Source organism: Nocardia sp. NBC_00881, from assembly GCF_045207455.1.
Classification (GTDB): domain Bacteria; phylum Actinomycetota; class Actinomycetes; order Mycobacteriales; family Mycobacteriaceae; genus Nocardia.
The window spans coordinates 4,136,995-4,163,284 of record NZ_CP108798.1; the positions used below are offsets into that span (position 1 = coordinate 4,136,995).

The 26,290-nt window shown below is 68.8% G+C and carries 18 protein-coding genes; 10 read left to right on the plus strand and 8 right to left on the minus strand.

Features of this window, described 5'->3' with window-relative positions; all coding sequences use genetic code 11:
- Positions 1 to 26: 26 nt before the first annotated feature.
- From nudC to OH799_RS17250, 4 genes are all read right to left on the minus strand, one after another.
- Positions 27 to 932 (minus strand): NAD(+) diphosphatase, encoded by a 906-nt coding sequence (nudC, locus tag OH799_RS17235; RefSeq protein ID WP_406281502.1) that lies wholly within the window; start codon positions 930 to 932, stop codon positions 27 to 29.
- Positions 933 to 978: 46 nt separating this feature from the next.
- On the minus strand, positions 979 to 2,034 hold the full coding sequence (locus OH799_RS17240) for a potassium channel family protein (RefSeq protein ID WP_406282196.1): 1,056 nt from the start codon (positions 2,032 to 2,034) through the stop codon (positions 979 to 981).
- A 235-nt stretch (positions 2,035 to 2,269) separates the two neighbouring features.
- Complete coding sequence (locus tag OH799_RS17245; protein WP_406282199.1) at positions 2,270 to 6,307, minus strand: ATP-dependent helicase; 4,038 nt, start codon at positions 6,305 to 6,307, stop codon at positions 2,270 to 2,272.
- 129 nt (positions 6,308 to 6,436) lie between these two features.
- Entirely contained in the window at positions 6,437 to 9,886 is a 3,450-nt protein-coding gene (locus OH799_RS17250) for an ATP-dependent helicase (RefSeq protein ID WP_406281505.1), read from the minus strand.
- A gap of 72 nt (positions 9,887 to 9,958) precedes the next feature.
- Here OH799_RS17250 and OH799_RS17255 point away from each other — a divergent pair, with 72 nt between their 5' ends.
- The 9 genes from OH799_RS17255 to mtnC all read left to right on the plus strand — a co-directional run bounded on the left by OH799_RS17255 (position 9,959) and on the right by mtnC (position 17,843).
- Positions 9,959 to 10,735, plus strand: a complete 777-nt coding sequence (locus tag OH799_RS17255; RefSeq protein ID WP_406281508.1) for an alpha/beta fold hydrolase — start codon at positions 9,959 to 9,961, stop codon at positions 10,733 to 10,735.
- 4 nt (positions 10,736 to 10,739) lie between these two features.
- Positions 10,740 to 11,045: an MGMT family protein gene (locus OH799_RS17260; protein WP_406281510.1), complete on the plus strand. Its 306-nt coding sequence runs from the start codon at positions 10,740 to 10,742 to the stop codon at positions 11,043 to 11,045.
- Positions 11,046 to 11,091: 46 nt separating this feature from the next.
- Positions 11,092 to 11,847, plus strand: coding sequence for a VOC family protein (locus OH799_RS17265; RefSeq protein WP_406281513.1), 756 nt, complete (start codon positions 11,092 to 11,094; stop codon positions 11,845 to 11,847).
- An 82-nt stretch (positions 11,848 to 11,929) separates the two neighbouring features.
- A complete protein-coding gene (locus OH799_RS17270; RefSeq protein WP_406281516.1) occupies positions 11,930 to 13,672 on the plus strand; it encodes an NTP transferase domain-containing protein in 1,743 nt (580 codons plus the stop codon).
- A 464-nt stretch (positions 13,673 to 14,136) separates the two neighbouring features.
- Complete coding sequence (locus OH799_RS17275; protein ID WP_406281518.1) at positions 14,137 to 14,316, plus strand: hypothetical protein; 180 nt, start codon at positions 14,137 to 14,139, stop codon at positions 14,314 to 14,316.
- 195 nt (positions 14,317 to 14,511) lie between these two features.
- Positions 14,512 to 14,862: a DUF1330 domain-containing protein gene (locus OH799_RS17280; protein ID WP_406281520.1), complete on the plus strand. Its 351-nt coding sequence runs from the start codon at positions 14,512 to 14,514 to the stop codon at positions 14,860 to 14,862.
- A gap of 79 nt (positions 14,863 to 14,941) precedes the next feature.
- Entirely contained in the window at positions 14,942 to 16,588 is a 1,647-nt protein-coding gene (mtnA, locus tag OH799_RS17285; protein ID WP_406281523.1) for an S-methyl-5-thioribose-1-phosphate isomerase, read from the plus strand.
- Positions 16,585 to 17,160 (plus strand): 1,2-dihydroxy-3-keto-5-methylthiopentene dioxygenase, encoded by a 576-nt coding sequence (locus OH799_RS17290; RefSeq protein ID WP_406281526.1) that lies wholly within the window; start codon positions 16,585 to 16,587, stop codon positions 17,158 to 17,160. The genes mtnA and OH799_RS17290 overlap by 4 nt, the downstream gene beginning before the upstream one ends.
- Entirely contained in the window at positions 17,157 to 17,843 is a 687-nt protein-coding gene (gene mtnC, locus OH799_RS17295) for an acireductone synthase (protein ID WP_406281529.1), read from the plus strand. The genes OH799_RS17290 and mtnC overlap by 4 nt, the downstream gene beginning before the upstream one ends.
- Before the next feature lie 23 nt (positions 17,844 to 17,866).
- Here the strand turns inward: mtnC and OH799_RS17300 are convergent, their stop codons facing one another.
- The 4 genes from OH799_RS17300 to OH799_RS17315 form a co-directional block, all read right to left on the minus strand.
- Positions 17,867 to 18,592, minus strand: a complete 726-nt coding sequence (locus OH799_RS17300; protein WP_406281532.1) for an MspA family porin — start codon at positions 18,590 to 18,592, stop codon at positions 17,867 to 17,869.
- Between the two features lie 107 nt (positions 18,593 to 18,699).
- Positions 18,700 to 19,308: an MspA family porin gene (locus tag OH799_RS17305; protein WP_406281535.1), complete on the minus strand. Its 609-nt coding sequence runs from the start codon at positions 19,306 to 19,308 to the stop codon at positions 18,700 to 18,702.
- Positions 19,309 to 19,550: 242 nt separating this feature from the next.
- Positions 19,551 to 20,855, minus strand: coding sequence for a hypothetical protein (locus OH799_RS17310; RefSeq protein ID WP_406281538.1), 1,305 nt, complete (start codon positions 20,853 to 20,855; stop codon positions 19,551 to 19,553).
- Between the two features lie 179 nt (positions 20,856 to 21,034).
- On the minus strand, positions 21,035 to 21,709 hold the full coding sequence (locus OH799_RS17315) for an RDD family protein (RefSeq protein ID WP_406281541.1): 675 nt from the start codon (positions 21,707 to 21,709) through the stop codon (positions 21,035 to 21,037).
- An 816-nt stretch (positions 21,710 to 22,525) separates the two neighbouring features.
- Here OH799_RS17315 and OH799_RS17320 point away from each other — a divergent pair.
- Positions 22,526 to 26,236 carry a nitrate reductase subunit alpha gene (locus OH799_RS17320; RefSeq protein WP_406281544.1) on the plus strand — a complete coding sequence of 1,237 codons (3,711 nt, stop codon included), beginning with the start codon at positions 22,526 to 22,528 and terminating at the stop codon, positions 26,234 to 26,236.
- Positions 26,237 to 26,290 lie beyond the last annotated feature (54 nt).

The following is a 26,290-nucleotide window of genomic DNA, read 5'->3' on the forward strand; positions in this document are numbered from 1 at the left end:
GCGGGCCGCACAGCCCGTGCGGTGGCTCAGCCGATCGCAGCCCAGGATTCGACGATGGTGCGCGCGATGGAGATCGAGCCCGGCAGCAGCAGCCGCTGGCCGTCGCCCTGCGTCGACCAGTCCCCCACGGCCAGGGCTTCGCGCACCTCGGCGCGGGTGAACCAGTGGGCCTCGGCGATCTCTCCGTCGGAGAAGGCCAGCGGCTGATCGGGATCGGCGACCGCGGCGAAGCCGACCATCAGCGACCGCGGGAACGGCCACGGCTGGCTGCCCAGGTAACTGATCTCGCGCACGTCGAGGCCGACTTCCTCGCGCATCTCCCGCTCGACGCAGCGTTCCAGCGACTCGCCCGCCTCGACGAACCCGGCGAGCAGCGAGAACAGCGACTTGGGCCAGCTGTGCTGCCGGGCGAGTAGCACCCGCTCGCCGCCGTCGTGGATCAGGCAGATCACCGCGGGATCGATGCGCGGGAACTCCTCGTAGCCGCTCTCGGTGATCCGCGACCATCCGGCCTTGGACGAGGCCGTCAGCGCGCCGTCCGCGCCGTTGAATGTAGCCTTGTCGTGCCAGTTCAGCAGCGCGTTCGCGGTGGAGAGCAACGCCGCGGTGCGATCGTCGATACTGCCGCCCGCCAGCGCGCGCAGATCCGTCAGCGCGCCCTCGAGTTCCGGATCGCGCACCGCCCACAGGTGGATGCCGTTCTCGACACCCAGGAACACCGCGGCGGGGCTGGGCTCGGCGGACAACTTTACAGCCGCCTCCATGACCAGGGCGCCGCTATCGAAGCGCACCTGCCCGCGCCGGTTGACCCGCAGCAATCTCGCCTGGTCCCAGCCTTCCTTCAGTGCCTGGGCGTCGCCCCGGATCTCCTCGGCTCGGTCGATCACGGAGCGGGACAGCAGCGGAACACCATCGAGTTGAAATGCGGGCACGCTTCGAGACTATCGCGCCCGAGTTACCCGCCCGTTCGTGCCGGTGTCACTTGCCCACCCTGCGGATGTACAACAGTTTGTCGCCTGGCTCGATCGCGTCGACCTCAGGCTCGCCGACACGCACCAACACCCCTTCGCGCACCACCCCGAGCACGATGTCGCTGAGATGCCGTGGCGAACCCCCGATCTCGGACGGCTCCACCTCGCGTTCGGCGACCGCGAAGCCGTGCTCGGGAGTGAGCAGGTCCTCCATCACCTCCACCACGGTCGGCGTGGTCGTCGCGATACCGAGCAACCGGCCCGCGGTCTCGGACGACACCACCACCGAGTCGGCGCCGGACTGCCGCACCAGGTGGGTGTTCTCCGCCTCCCGGATCGCGACCACGATCTTGGCGGCCTTGTTCAGCTCACGGGCGGTCAGAGTGACCAGCACGGCGGTGTCGTCGCGGTTGGTGGCGACCACGACCGCGGCGGCGTTCTGCACACCGGCCAGCCGCTGCACGTCGGACTGGGTGGCCGACCCGTGCACCGTGACCAGTCCGGCGTTCGCGGCCGCCTCCAACACGATGACATCGGTGTCGACCACGACGATGTCGGCCGGATGCACACCGTCACCGAGCATGGCGTCGATCGCGGTCCGTCCTTTCGTGCCGTATCCGACGACCACGGTGTGATTGCGCACGCTGTGCCTCCATCGCTGAATCTTGAAAGCCTGCCGGGAGCGTTCCGTCAGCACGCCGAGCGTGGTGCCGACCAGCACGATGAGGAACAGGATGCGCAGCGGGGTGATGATGATGATGTTCGCCAGCCGCGCTTCGGCCGTCACGGGGGCGATATCACCGTATCCGGTGGTCGACAGCGACACAGTCGCGTAATAGAACGCGTCCAGGAATGACAGTTCGTCGCCCGAATTGTCGTGGTATCCGTGGCGACCGAGATACACCACCAGCGCGGCCAGAAACAGCAGACTGACCGCGAACACCACCCGCCGGGTCAGCGAAATCCATGGACTGGTCTGGATTTCGGGGATGCGCAGCACGCCGACCAATGCGAAGTGTGGGCGGCTCGACAGCTCGAGGCCGCGTGATCGGTCACCGAACACCGAACGCACCCGTCCTATCGTCGCACGTGTCGGTCATACATTCCTCGTCCCTCCGGCACAGTGTTTATCTTTGCAGCGCCTACGGCACTGCGTGTTCGCGGCCCCCTTCTGGCTCGGGCCACACGAAATGCAGAACGCTGGGCCCAGCCTCGGTTTCGAGCGGAGCGAGACCGAGGATCGCCCGTTCGCGGCCCGGCTCAGGGGCCGCGAACACGCAGCGCCGTAGGCGCTGCAATCAAACACGGGCGATGCTCCTGATCAGCTCGGCCAGTTCGTCCGGACCGGCCAGCGTCGCGGGCGCGATGGTGCGCCCGGTGCGCACGTAGTGGAACGCGGCACCGATCCGATCCAGCATCTCCTGCTCGGACCGGCCCTCCCGCGCGGCCATCAGCCGAGCCCAGGCCAGGCGGTAGACGGCAAGCTGCATGGCGACCGCGGGTTCCTCGGCGGCGGTCGGCTCGGCGCCGGTCTTCCAGTCGACCACGACCCAGCCGCCGCCCGGTTCGGCGAACACCGCGTCGATCCGCCCGCGGATCACGGTGCCCGCGATCGAAGTTTCGAACGGGACCTCGACCTCGATCGGGCTGCGATTCGCCCATGGCGAGTCGAGGAACACGTCCTGCATCGCGGTCAGCTCGGCATCCAGGCCCGCGTCGGCCGCGCCGCCGTCGGCCGCGCTGGGCAGTTCGTCCAGGCCGAGCAGACGGCTGGCACCGAACCACCGCTGCACCCAGGCGTGGAACGCGGTGCCGCGGCGCGCCAACGGATTCGGCGGATAAGGCAGCGGGCGGCGAAGGCGCGCGGCGAGTTTCGCCGGGTCGGCGCGCAGTTCGACCAGTGCTGTCGCCGCGATCTGGCCGGGAAGCTCGACCGTTTCGGCGGCGGCAGCGGCCGCCTGATGTTCGGCGAGCAGGGCGTCGACGTCGGCGGCCCAGCCCTCGGGGTCGTCCGGGTCATCGGGCGGGAGCACGAAGCGCGGATCGAAGGCATGATCGTCGGCCGACAGGTACTCCTCGACCGGGTCCGGCGGCACGGCCTCGCCGTAATCGTGCTCGAGATCCGCGTGCGGGTCGGTGTATTCCCTTGCGGAGTCGAAATGGGGAACGTCGGCGAACTCGTCCATCGGGTCCGGGGGGAACTCGTCGTCGGGCGGGTAATGCTCGGGGCCGCCGATGCGACCGTGATCTTCCTGGTCTGCCGCTATGTCGTCAATGGTCGACGTCGGAACGAGGTCGAAATCGAGGGTGAGTTCCTCGGCGCGGCGGGCCGTGGCGGTGCTGTGCGCGTCTGGTTCGTGTGCTGTGGCTTGCGTCGCGGAAGCCGGGCGGGCCCGAAGCTCGGCAAGGGCCGTGCGAACCAGCGCGGCGCCCTGCTCGATGGGGTCACGCCGGACGCCCAGCGGATCGCGCGGCCAGTGCGCGGTGGCGGGGTTGTCCGTGAAAGGGTTGACGGCGTCGGCGGCGGGCGGGTCGTCCCAGCGGTCGATCGCCAGGGCGCCGTTCGCCGGACTGTCGGGGGCTTCGCCCGCGCGCTTCAGCTCCAGAAGAAAGTCCGAAGGCCCCTTCGGCGAGGTTCCGGTTTCGGCCCAATGGTGGGCCGAAACGAGGAGGACACGTTCAGTTCTGGTGAGCGCGACATAGAACAGTCGGCGCTCCTCGTCGATCCGGCGGCGCTCCAGCGCCTCCTTATGCGCTTTGATCGCCCGTTCGAGGTCGGCGCGGTCGTAGAGGTCGGTCAGATCGAGAACCGGGACGCCCTCGGCCGCGTCGTCCTGTTTGCGGTCGCCACGCAGCGTAGTAGGCAGCTCGGCGAGCGCGCCGAGCCACGTGCCGGAACCTCCTTTCGACGGGAACACGCCGTCCACCACATGCGGAACCGCGACGACCGCCCATTCCAGGCCCTTGGCAGCGTGTACGGTCAGCACCTGCACCCGATCCCGGGCGACCTCCACTTCTCCCGGCTGCAGCCCGTTCTCGACCTCCTCCGCGGCGGTGAGGAACGCGAGCAGCCCACCCAGTGAGGCTCCGGTGTCGGCGGCGTATCCGGCAACCACCTCGGCGAACGCGTCCAGGTGCTCGCGCCCCGCGCCGGTACCCGCCATCGCTCGGCGCGCCTGAGTCTCCACACCCACACCGATGGTGCGTTCGACATCCGCGACCAATTCCGCCAACGGCTGCCCGCTACGCTCGCGCAGCGCGGCCAACTCACGCCCCAGCGCTTCGAGTCGGGCGAAACCGGCCGCCGAATACTGCTCCGCCGGACCGGGATCGGCGATCGCGTCCGCAAGGCCCGCTTGTTCCGCGGGTTCCGGAGCCACCTCACGAAGCGCGGCGTCGAGTGCGACGCTGTCGGCGATCTCGGCCGTGTTCTCCTGCGCGGGGCGCCTGATCGACAAGTCTCGGGCTCGGCGGGCGAGTGCCGCGATGTCGGCGACGCCGATGCGCCAGCGAGCGCCGGTCAGCACGCGCATGGCGGCGCTGCCCGCGCCGGGTTCGGCGACTAAACGCAGGGTCGCGACGATGTCGGCGACCTCCGGCGTTGCCAGCAGACCGCCGAGTCCGACGATCTCCACCGGAAGTCCTTGCTCGCGGAGCGCTTCCGCGAGCGGTGCGGCATCGGCATTGCGGCGCACCAGCACCGCCGACGTCGGCGGCTCCTGTCCCGCCGTACGCCGGGCCGACCATTCCACGGCAATCCGCTCGGCCACCCACTCACGTTCCTCGGCGACAGTTCCGGTCAGCGCCAAGGCCACGACACCCGGTCCCGCGTCGGGTTTGGCGCGCAACGCGTCGACGGTCACACCGCCTGCCTCGATCGCTGTGCGGCGCAATGGTTCCGCGACCAGGTTCGCCAGCGCCAGCGCCTCGGGCGGGTTGCGCCAGCTGGTCAGCAGCGGCAGCGTCGGGGCGGGAACACCGGGCGCGCGGGGGAAGTCGGTGGCGAAGCGGGGCAGGTTCGCCGCTGACGCGCCGCGCCAGCCGTAGATCGACTGCATCGGGTCGCCGACGGCGGTCACCGCGAGACGCTGTCCCGTGCGCGACTCGCCGCCTCCAGACGAACCAGAGATTCGGTCGTGTGCACCGGCACGCGGCGATGGCCAGGCCCGCGTCGGTGGATCGAAGTGCAGGTCGTGTGCACCAGCGTGTGGTGACTGCACCTCTCGCATCAGGGGGTCCGGGTGCGGGTGGTCTGCACCGGCGCGCGGCGACGACGCGTCCCCCGTCGACGAATGCGGGTGCGCTACGGCGTGCTGCGACGGCGGGTCCGTGTACCGGTCGTGTCGGCCAGGGCGGGTGGGCCCGTGCTCGGGCATGGACTCCGGTGACGCGGACCCGGGCTCGTGGTCCGTCGCCGACTCCGGGGCTCCGCCGAACAGCGCGGCCAGCAGCACCCGCTGGGCATGGCCGGTGTCCTGATATTCGTCGAGCAGGACCAGCCGAAAACGGGCACGCTCCGCGGCGGCGACTTCGGGATACTCGGCGGCCAGCCGCGCCGCGAGCGACATCTGCGCGCCGAAATCCAGTGCTCCGCGGCGGCGCAGCGCATCGGCGAGCTGCTGCACCAGCGGAAGCAGGGCGACTCGTTCGCGCTGCACCTGCAGAATATTCAATAGTGCCTGACTGGGCCCGCCGCGCTGGCGTGGACCCGCGGGCAGCGTGTGCACCAGCTTCGCCAGTTCGGTGTGCGCCTCGGCCAACTCCTCGGCCTCCACCAAGTGCTCGGCCAGCTGACCGGACAACGCGAGCACCGCCTCGGTGACCGACACCGGCGTGCGATCGGTGTCCAGATCGCCATCCCAACCGCGGACGACCTGGTGAGCCAGCTGCCAGAGCTGGGTCTCGGTGAGCAGCGTCGCGGAGGGTTCCACCGGAAGCAGCAGCCCGTGCTCGGTGAGCAGCCTGCCCGCATACGAGTGATAGGTGCTGATCTCCGGTTCCGCTCCGGCCAGCTGGGCTCGCAACTGTCCGGTCGCGTCGAGTTCGCGCAGCAGCGGTGCACCGGCGAGCCGGGCGAGCCGGGTACGAATGCGGGCGGTCAACTGCTGCGCGGCCTTACGCGTGAAGGTCAGTCCGAGTACCTCGTCGGGCAGCACGAGCCGGTTCGCGACCATCCACACCACGCGTGCGGCCATCGTCTCGGTCTTGCCCGCGCCCGCGCCCGCGACCACCAGGGTCGGGCCCGGCGGAGCCGCGATCACGGCGGCCTGCTCATCGGTCGGCGGGGGCAAGCCGAGCGCTTCCGCCAGCCGGTGCGGTGTCACCCGGTCGGTCACGGCCACGCCTCGCCGACGATACGCAGCGCCGGGTTCGAGGGTGCGGCGCCCGGCTCACTCATGCCCGCGCCTCGCTGACGCTCAGCTCCGGCATGATCGAGAACTCGGCCGTGCCCATGGTTCGCTCGCTCACTCGTCGGTCACCTGCCTTCCGCGATCCTGCACGGGGCAGCTGCCGGCCACCGCGCAGTGGCGGCAGCCGTCGTTGCGCATGGCGACATAGCTCGGACCCTGGGTGGCCGCTGCGGCTTCGTGAATCGTCGTGCGCCACTTGTCGAGCGCCTCGGCATCCAGCGCGGGCTGCATACGCTGAGCCGCGCCCTCCTTGCTGCTCGGTTTGGCGACGTACACCAAGCGGGCTCCGCCGGGCTCGCCGATCGGTTCGGGTCCGCCCGTGGCTTCGGATTCGGCCGGCGTGTCGAGAGCTCCCGTTGCCGCCGCCACCTGATAGGTCGCCAACTGGGCATGATCGACGGCGGCCTGCTTGGTGATCGGCGACTTTCCGGTCTTCACATCCACGATCACGAAGCGCCCCAACGCATCTCGCTCCAGCCGGTCGATGCGGCCCCGGATCCGCACGGCGCGTTCGTCTTCGGTCCGGGCAGGCAGCACGCAGTCGACCGGAACCTCGACACCGGCCTGGGTGAGTTCGCCGCGGGTGTTGCTTACCCACGCCATGAACGTCTCCAGCATTGCCTCGGTGCGGCGCAGCTCCTGCCGGGAGTGCCAGCCCGAACCGGGATCCACCGCCCGCCATGCGTGGTCCAGCGCCGCGCGCACCTGCGCCTCGGGCACTTTGCCCGCGAGCGCCTGCACCAGCGTGTGCACCAGGTTGCCCTTCACGGCATGCGGATTGTCGCCGTCGGTGCCGCCGTGGCGTTCCAGCGCCCAGCGCAGCGGGCAAGTCCGCAGCAGCTCGACGGTGGAGGGCGAAAGGCCCACCGCGCCTTCGTCTTCGGCCCACAGCGGCCGCTGCGAGCTCAGTTCCGCGATGCCGTACCAGTCGTCGGGGTGGGTGCCACGCACGCCCGCGTCCGCGAGCCGCGCCAGCTGGTGCGCGGCGCGCCGCCTGCGCTGCGGGTCGGCCTGGGGATCGCAGACCACGCCGCGCAATTCGGCCACCAGCGAGTGCATCACCAGGGCGCGGCCGGGATCGACGACCGGAAGCGCGCCGGGCTCGCTGGCGTCGTCGTGCCCGAGCAACTCGGTGAGGAACCGCGACGGCACCAGATCCCGTTCGCCGGACACCGACTCCACGGCGGTCACGAGCAGAGACCGGCGGGCGCGGCTACACGCGACTAGCAGCAACCTGCGCTCCTCGGCGAGGATCGGAGCCGCGCGGCTCACCCGCTCCCCCGCATCGATCACGCCCGCGGTGAGGTCGACCAGGTCCTCGGTGTGCAGGAGGGTGCCGCGCGACCGCGGGTTGGGCCAGATCCCTTCCTGCACCGCCGCGACCGCGACCACATCCCATTCCCGGCCCGCGGCGGCGTGCGCGCTCAGCAGTGCCACCGCCGCACCTGGGGCGGTGCGCGGTGCGGCGTCGTTCGGGATCTCCTGTTGGAGCAGGTAATCGACGAAACCTTCGATACTTGCCCGCGGCAACCGGTCGACATAGGCGGCGGCTGCGTCGAACAGTCCGACTGCCGCGTCCAGATCGCGGTCGGCCTGCATGCCGACCGCGCCGCCGCGCTCGGATTGCGCCACCCAGCGCCGCTCCAGCCGGGAACCGGTCCACAGCGCCCACAGCACGTCCTCCAGGCCCGCGCCGCTCCTGCGCGCCTTACGCGCCCGGTCCAGCGCGTCGAGCACCCGGCGCAGCGGCGCCGCCTCGACCTCCGTGAGCCTGTCCAAGATCGCCAGGTCGCCGGACCCGATCAGCAGGTCGCGCAGTACCTGCGCGGAGGGGCGGTCGATCTCGCCGCTGCGATCCGGCGGCTGTTCGTCGCTCGTGGATCGAGCCCCGTCAGAGATCGGTGTGTCCTTGGACCTGTTGCGTTCCAACTCCAGCACCGCGCGCCGGACGCCACGTCGCAATCGGCGCAATGCGATCTGGTCGGCGCCGCCGAGCGGCCCGGCCAGCAAATCGAGTGCGTCCTCCAGCTCGAAATCCGGTTCCGCGCCGTGCCTGCGCGTCGCCTCCCCGGCCAGCACCGCGCGCAGCGACAGCAACATCCAGGCCGCGCCGCGCCTGCGCGCCAGCGGCGTATCGAGCGCGGGCTGCTGCACCGGCACACCCGCCGCGAGCAGCGCGCGCCGCAGCGGCGCCAGCGACAGCGGCACCGAACGGACGATCACCGCCATCCGCGACCACGGCACCCCGGCGGTGAGGTGCGCGCGGCGCAGATGGTCGGCGATGAGTGCGGCCTCCTTCGCGGGGGTGGCGAGCACGCGGACCCGCACCTCGGTGCCATCGTCGTCCGGTTCGATCGCGTGACGCGGGACAGGAAGGCGCTGCGGTGCCGCGCCGGGCAGGCGTGCCGCGATGCGCGCGACCGCGAGCCGCACCTGGCCGCTGAAACGATGGTTGTCTCGTAGGACGATGCGCTGGCCGTCCGGTGCGTCCAGGTCGGCGAGGAAGCGAGCGTCGGCGCCACGGAAGGCGAAGACGGCCTGATCGGGATCGCCCGCGATCACCGTGGTCCGCGCGCTGTGCCCGATCACCTTGACCAGGATCGCCGCTTGCGGGTCGAGGTGCTGTGCGTCGTCGACCAGCAGGTACCTGATCCTGGCGCGTTCCGCGGCAAGCAGATTCGGGTCGGCGGCCAGCGCGTCCAGCGCCGCGCCGACCAGTTCGGCGGCATCCAGCGCGGGCGCCGTCGCCTCCGGCGCCTCCACGCCGACCGACCAGCGCAGCAGCATGGTCTGCTCGTAGCGGATGGCGAACCTGCCCGCCGCCACCCATTCCGGCTTGGCATGCTCGCGCCCGAGCCGCACCAGATCCTCCGGCCCGATACCGCGCTCGGTGGCCCGGAGCATGAGGTCACGCAACTGCTCGGCGAACCCACCGAGCGCGAGCGCGGGACGCAACCGCTCCGGCCACAGTCCGGGCGCGCCCTCGGCAATGTCGGCCAGGTCACCACGCAGCATCTCGCGCAGCACCGCGTCCTGCTCGGCACCGGTCAGCAACCGTGGCGGCGGGTTGCCGTGCGCCGTGGCGTGCCTGCGCAGGACCGAGAAGGCATACGAGTGCAGCGTGCGAACCAGCGGCTCACGGGTAGCGCCGGGCACTCCGCCCTCGGCGCCGGGTTCCGGCCCGGACAACCGCGCCGTCACGGCATCGCGTGCGGCGCTCGCCGCCTGTTTCGAATGGGCGAGCACCAGCACCGATTCGGGGTCGGCCCCGGCCGCGATGCGCGCGGCGGCGACGTCGACGAGCAGGGCCGTCTTGCCCGTGCCCGGTCCGCCGAGCACCTGCCAGGGCCGCCAACCCGAACGGGTCGGCCCAGCCTCGGCCGAGGCGTCCACCAGCGCGCGAACGTCGGCATCCCATGCCCGCGGCCGGGGCGCCACCACTTTCCGGCGAACAAGTCGCACCGCGCCATCCGATCGCACCACGCGGGCTATTGCAACAGACACGACCGACACGCCGGCACGCCGCTCCGCGCGACTCGCCCTGCGCCCGATTCCCGCGCAGGTCAAAATGGACCGGTGTCTGTATTGAATGTCCACCGGTTCGGTCCGACGACCCGACCGGTGGTGCTCGCCCTGCACGGCGTGACCGGCCATGGCAAACGCTGGGAAGACCTGGCCACCCGGCACCTGCCCGATGTCCGTATTCTCGCCCCCGACCTGCGCGGACACGGTCACTCGACGCCGCTGCCGCCGTGGAACTTCGAGACCATCGTCGCGGACCTGGTCGAGCTGCTCGCCGCGGAGGCCGACGGACCGGTGGTGGTGGTCGCGCACTCGTTCGGCGGCGCGTGTGCGCTGCATCTCGCCCATCGGCATCCGGACCTGGTGCGCTCGCTGGTGCTGCTCGACCCGGCCATCGCACTGGCACCGGAGTTGCTCAACGAGATCGCGCTGTCCACACTGGTCTCGGCCGACTACGACAGCGTCGAGGAGGCCCGTCAGGACAAGCTGGACACCGGCTGGGGCGACGTGGAGCCACGCCTGCTGGAGGCCGAACTCACCGAGCATCTGCTGCCCACCGCGGACGGACGTTTCGGGTGGCGGATGAGCCTGCCCGCGATCAACTCCTACTGGGGCGAGCTGGCACGCCACTGGGTGTTGCCGCCCGCCGACCTGCCGACGGTGCTGGTGCAGGCGATGAAGGTCGACCCGTCCTTCGTCACGCCGGAGTTCCGTGCGGCGCTCACCGCGCGCATGGGCGAGAACCTGGCCGTGCACGAATGGAATTGCGATCACATGGTCGCCCAGGCACATCCGGCCGAGACCGGCGAACTCGTGCGCTCAGTACTCTGATCGGATGCCCACCACCGATGCCCAGGTCGAGCAGGTGCGCGCCCTGGTTGCTTCGATCCCGGCGGGCCGGGTGGCCACCTACGGCGACATCGCCGCGGCGGTGGGGCTATCCACCGCACGCACGGTGGGCTGGATCATGCGCACCGACGCCGCCGACCTGCCCTGGCACCGGGTGATCGGCGCGGGCGGCAAGCCCGCCGCACACTTGGCCGGCCGCCAGCTGGGACTGCTCGCCGAGGAGGGCGTGCCGATCCGAGACGGGCGAGTGGATCTGCGCGCCGCACGCTTTCCGTTCCTTGCCGCGCGCTGATTCGAAAGACCTCCGGGCCGGGCACGCGCCCAGTACGGTTGATTTCATGTCCACCCGCCTGGCATGTGTCGTGTTCGACACCGACCAGCCGCGGTTCGTCGCGGACTTCTGGGCCGCGCTGCTCGGCTGGGCTGTAACCCTCGACCGCCCCGACGAAGTGGACGTCGCGGCACCCGATCCCGACGGCGTCGACATCGCCCTCGCCTTCCTGCCTGCCGCGCGGGCGAAGAGCGGCAAGAACCGCATGCACCTCGATCTGGCCAGCCGCTCGATCGATCATCAGCGCACCCAGGTGGACCGGGCACTGGCGCTCGGTGCGCACCCCGTCGACATCGGCCAGGGCGCGGTGCCATGGGTAGTGCTCGCCGATCCCGAGGGCAACGAGTTCTGCGTGCTGGAGCCGAGGGAGGAGTACGTGGACACGGGCGCCGTGGCGGCCATCGTGGTCGACACGCGCGACCCGGTGCGGCTCGCCGAATTCTGGTCGGCCGCCTCCGGCTGGCCGGTCACGCACCACGATGCGCGGGTGGCCGGGCTGCGTTCGGCGACCGGCCTCGGCTCCTGGCTGGAGTTCGTGCGCACACCTGATCACAGGTCCGGTCGAACCAGGCTGCACCTGGATCTCACCTCGTTTCCCGCCGATGACCAGCCCGCGGAGGTGGCCCGGCTCCGCGCCGCCGGTGCGACTCCGCGCGAGCCGACCGCCGCGGATTCCGGCGCTGCGGACTACCTTGCGCTCGCCGATCCGGAGACCAACGAGTTCCGCCTGCGGCGACTCGCCCGCGACTGGTCGACCACGTGATCCACGCCGTCCACTGCCGGGCTTTCCGGTAACGACGAATTAGCATGTCCGCCATGGTGCACCTAGCTCGAGGTCGTGGCGTGTGACGGCCGCCGACGCGATCGTGCTCGCGGGCGGCCGGGCCAGCCGGATGGGCGGCGTGGACAAACCCGCGATCATCATCGGCGGCCGCTCCATGCTCGAGGCGGCGCTGGCCGCCGTAGCCTCCTGCACGCACACCGTGGTGGTCGGACCGCACCGTCCCGAGCTGTCCCCCCAGATCAGGCAGGTCAGGGAAGTGCCACCGGGGTCTGGGCCGGTGTCGGCGATCGGCGCGGGACTGCGCGCCCTCGGGTCGGCCGCGCCGCTGGTGGTGGTGCTCGCAGCCGATCTGCCGTTCCTGTCGGGACAGACGGTCGTCGAACTCGCGAGGCACGCCACGGAATCCGGCGCGGACGCGGTGTTCGCGGCCGACGAGTCAGGACGTCCGCAGTACCTGATCGGCGTGTGGCGGAGGTCCGCGCTGGTGGCCGCATTGGACCGGCTGGACTCGCTGATCAATCAGCCGATGAAGGCGTTGGTTCCGGACGACTCGGCGATCATCGCACTGCCCGGGGTCGCCGACTGTGACACCGAGGAGCAGGTGCGGCAGGCCAGGGCCGCGGTCGAAACGCCGCGCCAGCAGCTACCCATGGATCTCGACGAGGCGCGAAACATCCTGCGCGGCGCACTCACCCGGCTCACCGCCTACGAGGCCGACCTACGGTCGGTGCGCGGCGCCGCCCTCGCGGGCCCGCTGATGGCGGCCGGGCCGCTGCCTCGCTTCGATGTGTCCGCGATGGACGGCTACGCGGTGTCTGGCGACGGGCCGTGGCGCCTGCGGCGCGATGTCGGCTTCGCAGGCGGACGGCGTCCGGTCGGGCTGCTGTCCGGCGAGGCGCTGCGGATCGCCACCGGCGCGCACGTACCGGACGGCACCACCGGTGTGCTCCGCGATGAGTTCGTCCGCGTCGCCGACGACATTCTTTATCGGCTGCCGGGCACTCCCCTCCGCGACGACATCCGCCGCCGCGGCGAAGACCGCGAACTCGGCGATCTCGTTGCGCCCGAGGGGACTCCGGTCACCGCGGCGCTGGTCTCCGCGGCAGCGAGCGTCGAGGTCACCGCGGCGCCGGTGCGCGGTCCGGTGCGCGCGCGCATCACCATGACCGGCGACGAGATCCGCAGCGAGGGTCCGCTGCAGCGGGGCCAGACACGGGACTCGATCGGGCCGATCCTGCCGGACCTGCTGTCCTGGTATGGCATCCGCACCGCCGACCGCGTGCACCTGCGCGACACCCCGCACGGTTTCGACGAAGTCCTCGCCGCCGCAGTGGATTGCGACCTGCTGGTGATCGTCGGCGCGACCGGCGGCGGCGCCGCCGACCAACTGCGGGCCGCGGTGACCCGTGCCGAGGCCCGGATTCTGGTGCGGCGCCTGCGCCTGCGCCCCGGTGGGTCCACTGTCGTCGCCCAACTCTCCTCGGGCACCACCGTTCTCGGCCTTCCCGGTAACCCGTTCGCAGCCGTCGCGACGCTTATGGCCGTGGCTCCCGCGATCGTCGCGGGCCGGACCGGCGCATCCCCGGCCCGTCCGCTGCGCGGTCCGCTGCGCAACGCGGGCGCGATCGCAGGCTCGGTTCCGCGCATCGTCCCCGCCCGCGCCGCCGCCGGGGGCGGCTGGCTCGGCGACCCGACCATCCGCACCACCCACCTCGGTGGGCTGGTCGACCGCGACGGCCTCGTCATCGTTCCCGTCGATGCCGCCGACGACGCGATCGTCGAATTTCTGCCCCTGCGTGGCTGAGGTCGAAGCGGCGCGCCCGGCACAGTCGGCGTCTCTCGAAAGATTTTGTGGCGCTCGGCTTTCTAAGCATCGACGGAAGATCACCGGTGCACCGTGTAGGTGGAACTCGCGCTGACGTTCGCGTCGTCGTGGCAGCAGCCTGTTTCGAGTCCCGACATGAGCGTTCGGGAGGATCAGCGCGATCGCGCACTTCTTGCGCAAGGCGCCCCGAACATGTACCCGACTTGACGGAATCCAGATTCCGGACACACCACAGGACACGATCGAAGGAAATAGCCCATTCGCCGCCCAGACGACCGAATTCCTTATCGAAACCCACTTGCAACAGACTCTCTACCTGCGAAAATGTCACGTTATGGCCGCTAAAGCCCATATTTTTCCGACCCCCTTCCGGAAGCGATATCTGATGGCTATCGTGTTTGTGGTTAGGCGAATATCAATCACCCGGAAAGGACCGAGTGGAGATGGCTGAAAAGTCTAAGAAAGCGCCTAAGAAAATGCCGAAGCAGATGCAGAGGCAGCAGCAACAACAGCGCCAGGAGCAGGACATGCCCGAGAGCGCGAATCCCGAAGGCCGCCGGTCCGGCAACCAGCGCCAGTCGGAGACGCCCGACCGGCGCGGCGAGCAGGACCGCCGCTACTAACTGATCTGCCCCACACCGCGCCGCCGGTTCCCCTCCTCCGGGACCGGCGGCGGCGGTCGTCCTGACACCCTGCGCGACCCGCCGACCGGCCTCCGCACGAGGCTTACCCGCGAGGTAATTGCCCAGCTCAGCGAGGCGGCCTACGTTCGGCTCGGCGCCGCATTCCGGCGGCCGCACCGAACGAAGGAGCCGACAATGTCTGCCTATGGCTTCGCCCATCTGCGCGATCGCACGCCGCACGCCGATATCCTCGAGTACCTGGAGCGCATCCAGGCCACCCTCGATCCGTTCGGCGGCCGCTTCGTCATCCACGGACCGCCGACCGAGGTCGTGGAGGGCAGTTGGCCGGGCAGCATGGTGCTGATCGACTTCCCCAGCATGACCGAAGCCCGCGAGTGGTACCGCTCGCCCGCCTATCAGGCGATCCTGCCGCTGCGCACCGACCACATCGAAGGTGACCTGCTGCTGATCGAGGGGGTCGACCCGAACTACGACCCGCGCGAACGAGCCGCGAAGCTGCGTGCCGAGGCGGCCGGAGCCGCCTGACGCGAATGTCGGCCGGCGACCAGCGTCCGATACCGTTGACCAGGCACGACACTGCTCGACGCGATGAAGGATGCGCCTGATGGACGACAGTTCTCTGATCTGGGACAACGGTGCGCTCGTCACCATCGACCAGCGCGGACTGCCGCACGAGGCGCGCGAGCTGCGGTTGCACACGGTCGACCAGGTCATCGACGCCATCAAAGTTCTTGCCATTCGCGGCGCGCCCGCGATCGGTATCGCGGGCGCGTTCGGCGTGGTCATCGCCACGGCGGCGCACACCGCCGACGGAGTGGTCGACGAGCAGGCGGTGCACGCCGAGGCGAATCGGATCGCGGCGGCCCGGCCCACCGCGGTCAACCTCGCCTGGGCTGTCGAGCGGGTACGGGCCGAGGTGGGGAAGGGCGCGGACGCCGTGCTCGCCGAAACGCTCGACATGCTGGCCGAAGACGGCAGAGTGAACCGGGCCGCCGCGACCAACGCCGCGGACCTGGTGCGGGAACTCTGCCCCGACCGGCCGCTGCGGGTACTGACCCACTGCAACACCGGCAGACTCGCCACCAGCGCATTCGGCACCGCCATCGGCACGCTGCGGGTGCTGTCCGAGCGCGGCGCGCTCGAGCAGGTCCTGGTCGGCGAGACCCGTCCGCTGCTGCAGGGCGCCCGCCTGACCACCTGGGAACTGGCCGAGGCCGGCATCCCGCACCGGCTGACCGTCGACTCCGCCGCCGCCTGGGCGATGGCCACCGGGCAGGTCGATTGTGTGCTGGTCGGCGCCGACCGCGTGACCGTGAACGGCGACGTCGCCAACAAGATCGGCACGTACTCCCTGGCGCTGGCGGCCCGCCACCACGGCATCCCGTTCCTGGTGGTCGCCCCGGAGTCGACCCGCGATCCGCATATGACCACCGGCCGCGAAATCGTGGTCGAGGAGCGAGCGTCGGCCGAAGTGACCGGATTCGGCGGCGTGGCAACAGCTCCCGCGAACACCGAGGTCTTCAATCCGGCCTTCGACGTGACGCCGGGCAACCTGGTGACGGCGGTGGTCACCGAGCGCGGCGTGGTGCATCGCTCGGACCCGTCGCACGGCACGGCGATCGCGGACATCGCACGCGAGCTGTATCGGCGCGGCTGGATGCCCGGCACAGCGGGCAACATCTCCGTGCGCACCGGTGAAACCGCCGTCGTCACCGGAAGCGGTCTGTCCAAGGGCGAACTGACCGAGCACGACATGGTCACCGTCCGCGTCGCGGACTCGACGGCGGTGTCCGGCCATGGTCGTAAACCCTCGGCGGAGACCACGATTCACACCGCCGTCTATCGGACCGGCCCGGCTCGAGCCGTGGTGCACATCCACCCGCCGTACGCCACGGCGCTGGCCACTCGGTCGGCCGTTCGCGACATGGTGACCACGATTCGGATCACCGATTACGAGCTCATCAAGGGGCTCGGGGGCAGCGATCCGGCCACCATCGACATCCCTGTGTTCCCGAACTGGCCGGACGTGCCGCGCATCGGCACGGACATCGAGCGCTATCTTCTCGACCACCCCGATACTCCCCCGGTCCTGTTCATCGCGGGCCACGGGATCACCACGTGGGGCGATAATCTTTCCCAGGCGCGTGATCGCGCCGAATGCCTGGAGGCGCTGTGCGAGCTGGTGTCGCGGACCGGTAGCCCAGCCGCGTTCGGCTCGCGTGACGATATTCTCGAGATTGGATCGACATGACCCTGCTCCAGGTGATGGCCGCCGGCAACGCGGCCGACGTTCGCTTACGGACCACCGACGACGAGCTGATCGGCACCGAATTGGCCAGGCATGGCATCACTTTCGGCCGTTGGCCGGTGGTCGAGAACGCCGCGTCCCGCTCCTCGGACGATGTGCTCGCCCAGTACGCGGCCGAAGTCACGGAGCTGAACCAGTCGGGGCGCTACCGGCACATCGACATCGCCCGCATCCATCCCGACGACGCCGACCCACAGTGGCCCCAAGTCGCCAGGGGTGCGCGGGAGAAGTTCCTCGATGAGCACCGGCACGCCGAGGACGAGGTGCGTTTCTTCGCCGCCGGCCGCGGCTGCTTCTACCTGCACTTGGACGACGAGGTGCTTGCCGTGGTGTGCGATGGCGGCGACCTGCTCTCGGTGCCCGCCGGAACGCTGCACTGGTTCGACATGGGCGCGCGCCCGGACTTCATCGCCATCCGCTTCTTCGAGAAGGAGGACGGCTGGGTCGGCGATTTCACCGGCGACAAGATCAGCGCGGGCTTTCCCACCCTCGATGAGCTGCTCACCGCATCGTGATCAGCGCCGTCGTCGTCGACATCGAGGGCACCACCAGCCCCACCCGTTCGGTCCGCGAAGACCTGTATGCCTATACCCGCGAACGGCTTCCGAATTGGCTGGCCGAAAACACCGCTGCGGCAGCGGAGCCCGTGCTCGCCGCGACCAGGGAACTGACCCGGCGGACGGACGCCGATCCTGCCGAGATCGCCGAGATCCTGCGCACCTGGCTCGACTCGGACGTCAAGGCCGAGCCGCTCAAGACCGCCCAAGGCCTGATCTGTGCGGAAGGCTTCCGCGCCGGTGCGCTGCACGGCGAGTTCTTCCCCGATGTCCGGCCCGCGCTCACCGCGTGGCGCGCCGCGGGCTTCGCACTGTACGTCTACTCCTCAGGATCTATTCGCAACCAACAGGATTGGTTCGCCTTCGCGCGAGGCGGCAGCCTCGCCGAGCTGATCAGCGGATACTTCGATCTGACGACGGCAGGCGGCAAACGCGAATCGTCCTCCTACGGGAAGATCGCGGACGCCATCGGCATCCCAGGTGGACGCATCCTGTTCCTGTCCGACCACCCGGACGAGCTCGACGCGGCCGTCGCCGCGAGCTGGCGGGTCGTCGGCCTGGCCCGCCCTGGCGAGCCCAATCCCCCACGGCCCCCACACCGTTGGGTCGACACGTTCGCCGACGTCGACCCCGCCAACTAGCACGCACCCGCCCGAAACGCGGACTACCCGATGCTGAAGGGCTGCCCCCAGAGGGTTTGCGAAGCGTCCATGACATTGTCCTGCACGACGATTGTCAGATACGAACGCGCCTCGGCGTAGCCCGCGCAGCCGTCGATCGACAATGTGTGGTCCACGTACTGCGTGGTTCCTGAGCTACCGCTGAAGTTGTAGGTCTCGATCTGCTTGGTGGCGACCTTGCCCGGTTTCAGCTGCAGCGACATATCAGGGTCGGCATATGGCGTGATCCCCGAGCTGTTGGCGCTCGCGCCCAGGTCGTAGCTTCCCACTGTCAGGCCACCGCCCCCACCTCCACCACCGCCGCCGGCACCGCCCGAGTTGGATGGGTTTCCACCCCCATCGACCTGCGCACCACCGCCGGATGTGTCCGGTCCCTGGCTTTTCGGCTGGTCGGCAGCGTCACCACTGGCGTTGTCGTGCACGCCAGAACCCAGATCGACCTGGCAGCCGACCAGATAGCCGGTCTGGATGCGGCCCCCGGTGACCGTAACACCGGCTGGCGCATCGACACTCACCGAGGTGACGCCGGAAACCCACACGTTGCGGGAGAGCGGACTCGACGCTATCGACGGAGAGACCGTCACATGCTCCCCACTGCGGTCGACCTGGACGGCCACCCCATCGCGAGTGGTGAACTGGCCGTGCCCGTCAGGCAGCACCACCTGTGTGTCGGCATTCGCCGAACCGGTCCCGACCAGTATGACGGGCACGCAGGCACACGCCACCATTGCAGTGCACAGCGGACCTCGCACGGCACGTTTCCTCTCTCCCGATCGAACTATCACCGATCTCCTTGCGACATTGGAACGTGGGGAACTCATCCGATGCTGAACGGATCGCCGTACAGCGTCACCTCGGCCGAACCACGCTGATCGGTCACGGTCAGTGTGGTGAATGCACGAGCCTGCGCATATCCAGCGCACCCATCGACCTGGACACCTCGATCGTGATACTCGAAGCCGACGGCACCGGCTCGAGGATCGATCTGCTTGGTGTCGAACTTCACCTGCGCGACACCTCCCGGCACCAGGTTGATGCTGGGTGCCAGTTCCGGTGAAACCGAACCCGGGGCCACGTACACGTCACCGCCCACAGTCACTCCACCGGACAGATCGGCCTGGCATCCGATCAAATACCCGGAGACGAGAGTGCCGCCGGTCGCGCCGGCGACCGTGGCGTACACGGTGCCTGACATGCTCGCAGTGCGCGACAGACCGTTGTACGCGAGCGACGGGGAGACCACCGCGCTCTCCCCTGTGCGGCTCAGCTCGATCTGCACACCCGTCGCCGTCGTGAAATCCTGTTTACCGTCGGGCAACGGCACCACCGTATCGGCTTGGGCAACACCGCATCCGAACATTAGTACCGCGAGCCCCAGGCCGATGCCGGCGGGCAATCGGCCGAACCCAGCAACCGACCTCATCATTTCCTTCTGCTCGAACGTCAGCGAACGCCGCCCACGGTCGCGTCCGCAGCTGAACTCCAGCTGGGAGCCAGCAGGGGATCTGCTGGGACTTTTCGGGGACAGCAACGGCCGACCCCCGTCGAGACGGATCACTTCGCCGTGCTCCCCTCACCGTGACCGGATTCCGGCAGCGCTTCGAGGCAACCCGATTGTGCAGGTCGCCGCCGGATCAGCGGCTATTCGCGCTCGCGCCTGTCAGCTGTTCAGTAGGGTTTCGTGTCGTCCTGTTCCCCGGTTTGTTCCCCAACACCCGGGCCAATTGCCCGGCGGCCCCTTCGGGTTCGATCCCATCGCCGATGGCGGTGCAGCACCGGCAACCACAGCAACCCGAGCACGGCAAGCCCGAGCGCATGCCACGGCAACCGCCACCACCACCCCACCACTGCGCCGAACGTGCCGTCCGGTGCCTGCGGAGCAGCGTAAGACCAGGCCAGAAAGGCATCGCCGACCGGAAACATCCCGAATCCGTACCGCTTGCCCGAACCTACGGACACGGGCACCCCGAGTGCCTCACCCAGACCGGTGAGCGGACCGGCCAGCGAGCGGTCGCCGTGGACGCGCGCGGCACCGAGCGCCACTACCGACGCGGACAAGCTCGCCCCGAACAGCAGCGGGCCGGAGTCGACATCCCCCTCCCCGTCGCCCCCGTGCGGATACTCCCGCACGGCGGGCAGCCCGAGCGGTCGGGCTGCGAATGTCGAACGGAACAGCCGGTACTGCTCACCTGCCCAGTCCTTGTCGACTTCCGGCAGGAAGCGTTGGATGAGCGACTGGGAGGATCCCCGCGCTCCCTCCACCACCGGCAGTACACGGTGTGGAAGCAACCCGGTGGCCGGGTCGAGTCGTGCCCGCGCCGCCGCCGTCCAGTGCTCGACCACCGCCCCGAACCGCGGCTCGAGCACTCGATCGTGCATCCGCAGCGCGGCCACCGCCACCACGCTGTCCACCGGCCACGCCTGCCTCGGATACGCAGGCAGGAACGGCCCGTCCGCCTCGAACGACGCCGCAAGCTCGGCACAGTCCGCGCCGAGCCGCGCTGCCTCCGGAGCGGCGGGCCCGGCCAGTTCGACCACCGCGCCTCGCAACCTGCTCGACCACCCCGCGTAGAACACTCCATATCGCGGACGCAGATTTGAATCGAAAACCGCTGTACCGGAAGTTGATTCGAGCTGCACGAGCGCCCATCGGGACTGTTCGAGCGCGCGTTGCCGGTACGACGGCTCGGCCCGCGCAACCTCCGTCCACGCCAGGCCATAGAGAACATGGGAGAAGAAATACCCTTCGGGAAAGTATCGCTGCATCCGCTCACCCGCACCCGAGCGCAGCTCCTGCCCGAGGAACCGCAGCTGCGCCACCACGTCGGTAGGTCCCGGTTCCGCGCTGTACAGCCGTGCCTGCGTCAGCACGACCACTGCCGTCAGCGCGAGGACAGCCGCAGCGTCCATAACCAGCCGAGACCAGCGCAGTACCCGCCGCCGACGGTCAGCTGAGCTCAGTACCGACCGCATCGGCTTCGCCTCCTCCGAAAATCTCCTTGGACTGGACGCAGCCCGCCCGGATCGGATCCTCCGGCAAGCCACCCAGGCACCTGCCGTTGCCGTACCGAATGGGCAGAGGACCACCAACACCGACTACCCCCGGCCGATCGAAAGGTCCTGGAAATGTCTCGAGTCGCCGACAGACGACGTCACATACGATGTAGCCACGCCTCAATCGTGATCAGCGTGTACGCCGATACCGTGCAGAGCGCGGTGATGAACCAGGGCGCCAGGCCGCGCCGCGACTGCTGCCCGGTCTGTGCGGCGACCGGTTCCCGACCGCGCACCACGATCGTGTTCGCAAGCATGTCCGCGACTGTGCGTCGCCGCGTATCGAACAGCGGCCACAGGAACCCGAGACAGCCGGGGAGTGTGTCAGCGATGTGGGCGAGCTGCCGAAGGAAACTCCGGCCGGCACCCACCGGGCGGTGTGTACGCGGGTCCACCACACGCAGGCCCGTCACGAGCTTGCCGAGACTTCGCCCCGTCCGTCCCTGCACGACTACGGTGTTCACCGCACTCAGGATCATGACAGTGACCAGCATGAGCACGTACAACCACAGAGCCACGTCCCCCGGATAAATGGGCGCCACCCCGTTGACACTGGTCCCCCACGGGATGTTCTCAATCGCCTCGCCGTAGATCAGGATCTCGAGATTCTCCGCGAAATCCACCGCGAAGCCCTCCGTGTTCATGGGGTCGTACAACATGTTCCAGTCGATATACGTTGCCAGCGCCAAGAGCGCCACAACCACCAGAAGATCGATGAATCCGGCCGACATCCGTAGATGCCATGGGGCGTACCGGGGCTCACCTGTTGACATCGCAGGTTCCTGACACGGCGGGGGTTGCGCCGCGATAGTGGGAGCCCCCGCCAGACCGGCGGTATCGGCCAGAACGAGCGCGGGAAGCCCGCGGCGAAACAGGCGAGTTGCGATCATCAAGGCTCCTGTTCGAAATCGAAGATTACTGTCGCAGTAGAAAGCGGGCGCCTGTTCGGCGTCAGAGTCCGAGTCCGTGTGGAATCCAAAGATGGACCGCTGGTTTCACGATCACCCTTGCCGATCTTCCTTAAGGAATCCTTAACGAAAGGTAAGCACGGTGGACCGGTCGCGGATCCCGACAAGCATTTTATGTCCGCAGCACATCACGACCGACCCGAACCGGGGCATACCATCGCGTCGGCTAAATCAACCGCCAAACCTTGCTGAGATCACCTCGATGACTTACACAATTTCCCAATATCACGCAAATTCGCAGCGAATTGCTTTCCGTTCGCCGAAACGCGGCCGTAAAGTAGACACCGAAGCGCCCGGAAACGAGTGCGCCGAACATCTCCGTGAGCCCGCCCGGTTGTGTTAACAAATGTAAAGCGCCGGAGAACCAGTCGTTTCCAAAGCATCACCGAGACTCGCGCGAACCCAGCCGCTGGGCACTCCTTCCACCAGGTCATAGCACATCTCCCCTGTTCGGGTCGCGCCCGACACCTCGAACGCGCTGCACGACCATGACCACCACGTTTCGGCATTCTCACAACTCACGTCCGCCGTAAATGGGCTGTGAGAGAGTCGTTTGGTCCGCCGTACTCCGCTCCTTACAGTCGGAACATCACACCGATTTCACAGCTCGAAGGGGACGTCGTGGTTAATTCGCGTAGCCAGGATCGTGTGCCCTCCGCCCCGGCCACGGACACCGGGGACGCGCTTCTTCGGCTGGGAAAATACTTCCACCGCGGCGAGGTGTCCTCCGACCATCGCACGCTGCACAAGGTCGGTGGCCGCAGCGCCGACGAGTTCTACCGGGACCGGTGGTCGCACGACAAGGTTGTGCGCTCCACGCACGGCGTGAACTGCACGGGATCGTGCTCGTGGAAGATCTACGTCAAAGACGGCGTGATCACCTGGGAGTCGCAGCAGACCGACTATCCGTCGGTCGGGGCCGACAAACCCGAGTACGAGCCGCGCGGCTGCCCGCGTGGCGCCTCCTTCTCCTGGTACACCTACTCACCGGCCCGGGTGCGCTACCCCTACATGCGCGGCGTGCTACTCGAGCTGTACCGGGAAGCCAAGACCCGATTGAAGGACCCGGTGCTCGCCTGGGGCGAGATCGTCGAAGACCCGGAGAAGGCGCGCAGCTACAAGGCCGCCCGCGGCAAAGGCGGATTCGTGCGCGCCGAGTGGTGGGAGGCAGCCGAAATCGCCGCGGCCGCACACGTTTACACGATCAAGCAGTACGGACCCGACCGAGTGGCCGGGTTCTCCCCGATTCCAGCGATGTCGATGGTCAGCCATGCCGTCGGCGCCCGGTTCATCTCGCTGCTCGGCGGATCGATGCTGTCGTTCTACGACTGGTACGCCGACCTGCCGGTGGCCTCGCCGCAGGTGTTCGGCGACCAGACCGATGTGCCCGAGTCCGCGGACTGGTTCGACGCGGGCTACCTCATCATGTGGGGCTCGAACGTGCCGGTGACCAGGACACCGGACGCGCATTACATGACCGAGGCCCGCTACCGCGGCCAGAAGGTCGTCGTAGTCTCTCCCGACTACGCGGACAACACCAAGTTCGCCGACGAGTGGGTCCCCGCCCGTCCGGGCACCGATGCGGCATTGGCCATGGCGATGGGACACGTGGTGCTGAAGGAATTCTTCGTCGAGAAGAAGACCTCGCGCTTCCTCGACTACGTCAAGCGCTACACCGACCTGCCGTTCCTGATCACCCTGGACGAGCGCGACGGCGCGTTCGTGCCTGGCAAGTTCCTCACCGCCGCCGATCTCGGTCAGGTCGGTGAAGGGGTCGAGTTCCAGACGGTGCTGCTGGACGCGCAGGCGCGACCGGTGGTGCCCAACGGGTCGCTCGGGTACCGATTCGGCGAGGCAGGCACCGGACGCTGGAACCTCGAGCTCGGGGATGTCGATCCCCTGCTGACTCTGTACGGCCGCACCGATGATGCTGCGGCCGTGCGGATTCCCCGATTCGACAGCGACGCGCCCGGCGTGCTCACCCGCGGCGTGCCTATGAAGACCGTCGCGGGCAAACGGGTGACAACGGTCTTCGATCTGCTGCTCGCCCAGTACGGTGTCAGCCGCGACGGTGTGCCGGGCTCCTGGCCGGCCGGCTACGACGATCCAGCCGAGCCCTACACCCCGGCCTGGCAGGAGACCATCACCGGCGTGCCCGCCGCGCAGGCCGAGCGCATCGCGCGGGAGTTCGCCGACAACGCTGATCGCTCCGGCGGCCGGTCGATGATCCTGATGGGCGCGGGCACCAACCACTGGTTCCATTCCGACCAGATCTACCGCGCGTTCTTCACCCTTACCCTGCTGACCGGCTGCCAAGGCGTGAACGGCGGCGGCTGGGCGCACTACGTCGGCCAGGAGAAGTGCCGACCGGTCACCGGGTGGTCCACGCTGGCCTTCGGGTTGGACTGGCAGCGTCCGCCGCGGCAGATGCAAGGCACGGTGTTCTGGTATCTGACCAATGATCAGTGGCGCTACGACCCGTTCACCGCGGAGTCGTTCGCCTCACCGCTGGGCGCGGGGACGTTCGCCGGTCGCACCGCAGCCGACAACATCGCCCTGGCGACCCGGCTCGGCTGGATGCCGAGCTACCCGACCTTCGACCGCAATCCCCTCGACCTCGTGGATGAGGCCGAGGCCGCGGGCAAGACGGCGCCGGAACACGTGGTGGACGGGCTGAAGTCCGGAGATCTGCGGTTCGCCTGCGAGGACCCGGACGCGCCGGAGAACTTCCCGCGCTGCCTAACCGTGTGGCGGGCAAACCTGCTCGGCTCCTCCGGCAAGGGTAACGAGTACTTCCAGCGCCACCTGCTCGGCGCCGATTCCAACCTGCAGGTCACCGACGCCACCGGTGTACGGCCGCAGGAGCTGACCTGGCGCGAGACCGCCGCCACCGGAAAGCTGGATCTGCTGCTGTCACTGGACTTCCGAATGACCAGCACCACGCTGTTCTCCGACATCGTGCTACCCGCGGCCACCTGGTACGAGAAACATGACCTCTCCTCGACCGACATGCACCCGTTCGTGCACGCCTTCTCCCCGGCGATCTCGCCGCCTTGGGAGGCGAAGACCGACTTCGACGCCTTCCATCGGATCGCGCGTGGCTTCTCCTGGATGGCCGAAAAGCACCTGGGCACGCGTAAGGACCTGGTGGCCGTGCCGCTGCAGCACGATACGCCGGACGCGACCGCGCAGGCGGGTGGCCGGGTACTGGACTGGAAAACCGGTGAGTGCGAACCGATCCCGGGCAAAACCATGCCGAAACTGGTGGTCGTCGAACGCGACTACCCGAAGCTGGCCGAGAAGATGGCCGCGCTCGGGCCGCTGATCGATACGCTCGGCGTCACCACAAAGGGTGTCACCACCTATCCCGATCAAGAGGTCGAGTACCTCGCCGGAATGAACGGCACCGTGGTTTCCGGTGTGGCGCAAGGGCGTCCGTCACTGGCCAGAGACACGCACGCGGCCGAGACCATTCTCGCGCTCTCGGGTACCACCAACGGCCGACTCGCTGTGGAGGGCTTCCACGCGCTGGAGCGCCGCACCGGCACCGAGCTGGCCGACTTGGCGGCCGAGCACGAGGGCAAGCGAATCTCGTTCGCCGACACCCAAGCTCGCCCAGTGCCGGTGATCACCTCGCCGGAGTGGTCGGGCAGCGAAACCGGCGGGCGCAGGTACTCGCCGTTCACCATCAACACCGAACGCCTCAAGCCGTGGCACACACTGACCGGGCGGCAGCACTTCTACCTCGACCACGACTGGATGATCGAACTCGGCGAACAGCTGCCGATCTTCCGCCCTCCGCTGGACATGACGGCGTTGTTCCGCGAGCCGTCCATCGGCGCGGTCGACGACCGGGGCGTCACCGTGCGCTACCTGACACCGCACTCGAAATGGTCGATCCACTCCGCCTACCAGGACAACCTGCACATGCTGACGCTCTCCCGCGGCGGACAGACGATCTGGATGTCCGACCGGGATGCCGCGAAGATCGGTGTCGCCGACAACGATTGGATCGAGGCGATCAACCGCAACGGCATCGTGGTGGCCCGCGCCATCGTCAGCCATCGGATGCCGGAGGGCACAGTGTTCATGTACCACGCCCAAGACCGGGCGGTGGACGTGCCGCGCATCGAAGGCATCGGCGAGGACACCAAGGGCCGCGGCAAACGCGGCGGCATCCACAACGCGCTCACCCGCATCATGATCAAACCCTCGCATCTCATCGGCGGCTACGCGCAGCAATCCTTCGCGCTGAACTACCACGGCCCCACCGGAAATCAGCGCGACGAGGTCACCACGATCCGCAAACGCTCGCAGAAAGTGGAGTACTGACATGAGCCCGACGAGGCCACCACACTGCGTCCGTGAACGCTCGCAGAAAGTGGA